Consider the following 5,150-nt stretch of genomic DNA (forward strand, 5'->3'; position numbering starts at 1 on the left):
GTCCACCGGAGCCTCCTCTTTGATGGCCTGGCGGGCGTCGGCGACCAGCAGGTCGGCGCGGGCCTTCTCGTGGGGCGGGGCGGCGTCACCGAGTTCGGCCAGCAGCCGTTCGACGCGGTAGGCGACCGAGTCCAGCTCGTTGCGGGCGTCGATTGCGGCGCGTAGCGCCTGGTCGGTGGTGCGGTTACGTTCCGCCTCGGTGATCATCCGTTCGACCTCCTCCTTGGGGAGGTTGGAGGTCTCACTGATCGTGATCGACTGCTGGGCTCCGGTGTCCTTGTCGCGGGCGGTGACGTTGAGGATGCCGTTGGCGTCGATGTCGAAGGTGACCTCGATCTGCGGTTCGCCGCGGGGCGCCGGGCGGATGTTTTCCAGGCGGAAGCGGCCGAGTACCCGGTTGTCGGCGGCGCGTTCGCGTTCGCCCTGCAGCACCACGATGTCCACGGCCGGCTGGTTGTCCTCCGCGGTGGAGAACACCTCGGAGCGTCGCACCGGGATCGTGGTGTTGCGTTCGACGATTTTCGTCATCAGGCCGCCGCGGGTCTCCACCCCGAGGGAGAGCGGGGTGACGTCGAGCAGGAGCACGTCGGAGACCTCGCCCTTGAGCACCCCGGCCTGGATCGCCGCGCCCAGGGCGACGACCTCGTCGGGGTTGACGATCATGTTCGGTTCCTTGCCGCCGGTCAGCCGCCGGACCAGTGCCTGCACCGCGGGCATCCGGGTGGCGCCGCCGACGAGGATCACCTCGTCGAGGTCGTCGGCGCTGATCTTGGCGTCCTCCATCGCCTGGCGAACCGGTCCCATGGTCCGTTCGACCAGGTCGGCGGTGATCTGTTCGAAGGTGGAGCGCATGACCGTGGTGGTCAGGTGCCGCGGCCCGGTGGCGTCGGCGGTGATGAACGGCAGGTTCACCTGGGTCTGGGTGACCGAGCTCAGTTCGACCTTGGCCTTCTCCGCGGCCTCGAACAGCCGTTGCAGCGCCTGGGGGTCCCGGCGCAGGTCGATGCCCTGTTCCCGGTGGAACCCGTCGGCGAGGTAGTCGACCAGCCGGCGGTCGAAGTCGTCCCCGCCCAGGTGGCTGTCCCCGGCCGTGGCCCGGACCTCGACCACCCCGTCGCCGACGTCGAGGATGCTCACGTCGAACGTGCCGCCGCCGAGATCGAAGACCAGGACGGTCTCGTGGCCCTCCTTGTCCAGCCCGTACGCCAATGCGGCCGCGGTCGGCTCGTTGATGATCCGCAGCACGTTCAGGCCGGCGATCCGGCCGGCGTCCTTCGTCGCGGTGCGCTGCGCGTCGTTGAAGTAGGCCGGCACCGTGATGACCGCTTCGGTGACCTTCTCGCCCAGGTTCCGCCCGGCGTCGTCGGCCAGCTTGCGCAGCACCAGCGCGCTGATCTCCTCCGGCGCGTAGAGCTTGTCCCGGATCCTGAACCGGGCGGCGCCCTCCGGGCCCGGGACGACGTCGAAGGCGACCGCTTTGGCCTCCTCGGTCACCTCGTCATAGCGGCGGCCGATGAACCGCTTGGCCGAGTAGATCGTGCCCTTCGGGTTCAGGATCGCCTGCCGTCGCGCCAGCTGCCCGACCAGGCGTTCACCGCTCTCGGTGAACGCCACCACCGACGGTGTCGTCCGCGCACCCTCCGCGTTCGGGATGGCCCTCGGCTCGCCACCCTCCCAGGCGGCGATCACCGAATTGGTCGTCCCCAGATCAATGCCGACTGCCTTCGCCATCGAATGCTCCTCCAGAAGCGAACCTCGCACATATGACGAATCGGGCGTTCCCACGCCGTGAGTAGGATTCACGCGGATAAACCGGCCCCACAGCAGGGAACCTGTCCAGGATTTTCCCAGCAAAACGCATTGCCTACGGAGTATCGCTTGTCGGTAGGCGAAGGAAGGGATCACGAAAAGGCTTTGATCGCCAGTAGGTCCTGATTGCCAGGGGAGCTGGAGCACCGGGGGAGCTGGAGCACCAGGGGAGCTGGCAGAGCCACACCGGTCGGGGCCGGGTCAGGACAGGGACCGGGGGCCTGAGCCCGGCAGGACGGGCAGCACCAGGCAGCGCCGGTTTCTGGCCCTACAGCCGATTTCTGGCCTACAGCCGGCTGCAGCCGGGTGTCTCTCGGCCGCGGCCCGCAGTTTTCGGGACGGCGAGGCAGGGGTAGAGGCAAGGCATAGTCAATTGGACGCAAAGGTGATAGCCGGCCGGCCTGGCCGGAAGGAGCGATGATCATGACACTGCCCGTACGACGCGGAGAAGGCCTGGGAACGCTGGCACGGTGGGATCCGTTCCGGGAGATCGAGGACGCCTGGACCCGCATGGGCAATCTGCTCGGCGACGTCATAGGCGGCGTCGAGGGCCGTCCGGCGCGGTTGCTGGGCGGCATGGTGCAGCCGGTCGACATCGAGGAGACCGAGGACGCGTTCGTGATCGATCTCGATCTTCCCGGGGTGCGCCGGGAGGACATCTCCGTAGACCTGCGTGACAACGAGCTGTTCGTCACCGGTGAAATCAAGGAGCGGGAACGCACGGGAGTACTGCGCCGCCGTAGCCGCCCGGTGGGCCGGTTCGAGCACCGCATCGCCGTGCCGGGTGACATTGATCCGGAATCGGTGCACGCCACCCTGGCCGACGGAGTACTCACCATCCGGCTGGCGAAGGCCAAGCGGAGCCAGCCCAAGCACATCGAGATCAGCACCGGCCCCGAGGGCCAAGGCACCGGCCCCGAGGGCCAAAGCTGACTGAGCGCCTGGTATACAATTGAGCGCGCCTGGTACCCGGACCCGCCAGCGCGCCCTCCACCGGGACCCCGGCAGACCCGGCCTGTCCAGCCGGTCGGCTTGCCCCGCCAGCAGGCGATACCAACGATTTGTAATTAGGGTGTTGCATGTCGCGAGGATGGGCCTGCGATGTTTGCGGGGTCCGGTCGCGTTCTGCTTCAGGGGAACCATCATGCCAAAGATCATCGCTTACGAGGAGGAAGCACGGCGCGGGCTGGAACGTGGCATGAACCAGCTGGCCGGCGCCGTGAAGGTGACGCTCGGTCCGAAGGGGCGCAACGTCGTCCTGGAGAAGAAGTGGGGCGTTCCCGCCATCACCAATGACGGCGTCTCCATCGCCAGGGAGATCGAGCTCGAAGATCCGTATGAGAAGATCGGTGCCGAGATGGTCAAGGAGGTCGCCAAGAAGACCGACGAGGTGGCCGGCGACGGCACCACGACGGCGACCGTTCTGGCGGAGGCACTGGTCCATGAGGGCCTGCGGAACGTGGCCGCGGGCGCGAACCCGATCGCCCTCAAACGTGGCATCGAGCTGGCTGTCGAGCGGGTCTGTGGGGAACTGGCCAATCTGTCCAGGGAGCTGGAAACCAAGGATCAGATCGCCTCAACGGCCTCGATCTCGGCCGGCGGGGACACCGCGATCGGCCAGATCATCGCCGAGGCGATGGACAAGGTCGGCCGGGACGGCGTCATCACCGTCGAGGAGAGCAACACCTTCGGCCTCGAGCTGGAGCTCACCGAAGGTATGCGTTTCGACAAGGGCTACATCTCGCCGTACTTCATCACTGATCAGGAGCGGATGGAGTGCGTCCTGGAGGACCCCTACATCCTGGTCGCCAACATCAAGATTTCGCTGGTCAAGGACCTGCTCCCGCTGTTGGAGAAGGTCATGCAGGCCGGCAGGCCGCTGCTGGTCATCGCCGAGAACATTGAGGGGGAGGCCCTGGCGACCCTGGTCGTCAACAAGATCCGCGGTACGTTCCGGTCCGTGGCCGTGAACGCGCCGGGTTTCGGCGAGCGGCGCAAGGCCATGCTCGGCGATATCGCCGTTCTGACGGGCAGTCAGGTGATCAGTGAGGAGGTTGGTCTCAGGCTGGAGAACGCCGACCTCGATCTGCTTTGGCCGGGCCCGCAAGGTTGTCGTTACCAAGGATGACACGACCATTATCGAGGGCGCCGGCGACCCGGGCCGGATCGCCGGTCGGGTCAGCCAGATCCGTAGCGAGATCGAGAAGTCGGACTCCGACTACGATCGCGAGAAGCTGCAGGAGCGGCTGGCCAGGCTCGCCGGTGGCGTGGCCGTCATCAAAGCCGGCGCGGCCACCGAGGTCGAGCTCAAGGAGCGTAAGCACCGCATCGAGGACGCGGTCCGCAACGCGAAGGCCGCCGTTGAGGAGGGCATCGTCCCCGGCGGTGGGGTGGCTCTGCTGCTGGCCTCGGAGGCTGTCTTCGACGGGCTGGAGGTGGCTGAGGACGAGCGGACCGGGGCCGAGATGGTGCGCCGCGCGTTGACCGAGCCGCTCCGGCAGATCGCGATCAATGCCGGTCTGGAAGGCGGCGTCGTGGTCGAGAAGGTCCGCAACCTGCAACCGGGGTGGGGGCTGGACGCCGCCACCGGCGAGCACGTCAACATGCTCGAGGCCGGGATCATCGACCCGACCAAGGTCACCCGCTCCGCCCTGCAGAATGCCGCATCCATCGCCGGGCTGTTCCTCACCACCGAGGCCGTCGTTGCCGAAAAGCCAGAGGAAAAGGAAACCGCGGCAGCGCCAGCTGGTGGGGGTGGCCTGGAGTACTGAAAAAATCGGAATGCGAGCTGATCGGAGCCGACCGACGGTGACTGGTACAGCCGGATCGGGTTGTCCGGAGGGCATCGGTGAGAGGACGCGGGCTGAAACGCCTCCGCTCCGTCCAACCGTCGGAGCCGGGCACGCCCCCGTCCAGAGCATCTGCCGTGGCCACCACGAACTCGGGACCGATGCCGACCCGTTGCCGCAGTTATCAACTGCCTTCACCGAGTTCGCCCACGCCGTCTGATCATCGTGTTCCACCTGGGTGTCAGCATGCGGTGGCCCTCTGCGACGGGATGTTGACGATCGGATCTTCCTCGTCCCGTACAGAAGGCCACCTTTATGGGGCGACACGTCGGCTATCTCGAAGGTTGACATCGGAAACATGCGGAAGCCCACCGGTGCTCGACACGCGGCGGCGGTCATCACGAATCCCGCGAATACCCAGAAAGCCAGGTGACCACGGCGGTCTCGTGCCCAGGTCACGCATCATTCAGAGCGAGGCAGCCCCGCTGCAACTACCAAGTTCGAGGGTTTGGACCGCTACTTGTCGGAACTCGACGCGTACCGATCGTGAAC

At 66.7% G+C, this 5,150-nt stretch carries 2 protein-coding genes and 2 pseudogenes; 3 read left to right on the forward strand and 1 reads right to left on the reverse strand.

The window, feature by feature from the left end; genetic code table 11:
* Positions 1 to 1,731 (reverse strand): molecular chaperone DnaK (gene dnaK, locus AC08OX_RS14670; protein WP_476608336.1); only part of this gene is annotated, 1,731 nt, incomplete at its 3' end.
* A gap of 501 nt (positions 1,732 to 2,232) precedes the next feature.
* Here dnaK and AC08OX_RS14675 point away from each other — a divergent pair.
* From AC08OX_RS14675 to AC08OX_RS14685, 3 genes and pseudogenes are all read left to right on the forward strand, one after another.
* Positions 2,233 to 2,742, forward strand: a complete 510-nt coding sequence (locus AC08OX_RS14675) for an Hsp20/alpha crystallin family protein (RefSeq protein WP_011436591.1) — start codon at positions 2,233 to 2,235, stop codon at positions 2,740 to 2,742.
* A 211-nt stretch (positions 2,743 to 2,953) separates the two neighbouring features.
* Positions 2,954 to 4,580, forward strand: a pseudogene (groL, locus tag AC08OX_RS14680) (chaperonin GroEL).
* A gap of 86 nt (positions 4,581 to 4,666) precedes the next feature.
* Positions 4,667 to 4,818 (forward strand): annotated as a pseudogene (locus tag AC08OX_RS14685) (IS6 family transposase); the annotation flags it as partial.
* Between the last annotated feature and the right edge of the window lie 332 nt (positions 4,819 to 5,150).

The sequence above is a fragment of the Frankia sp. CoBUL1 genome (assembly GCF_978021245.1).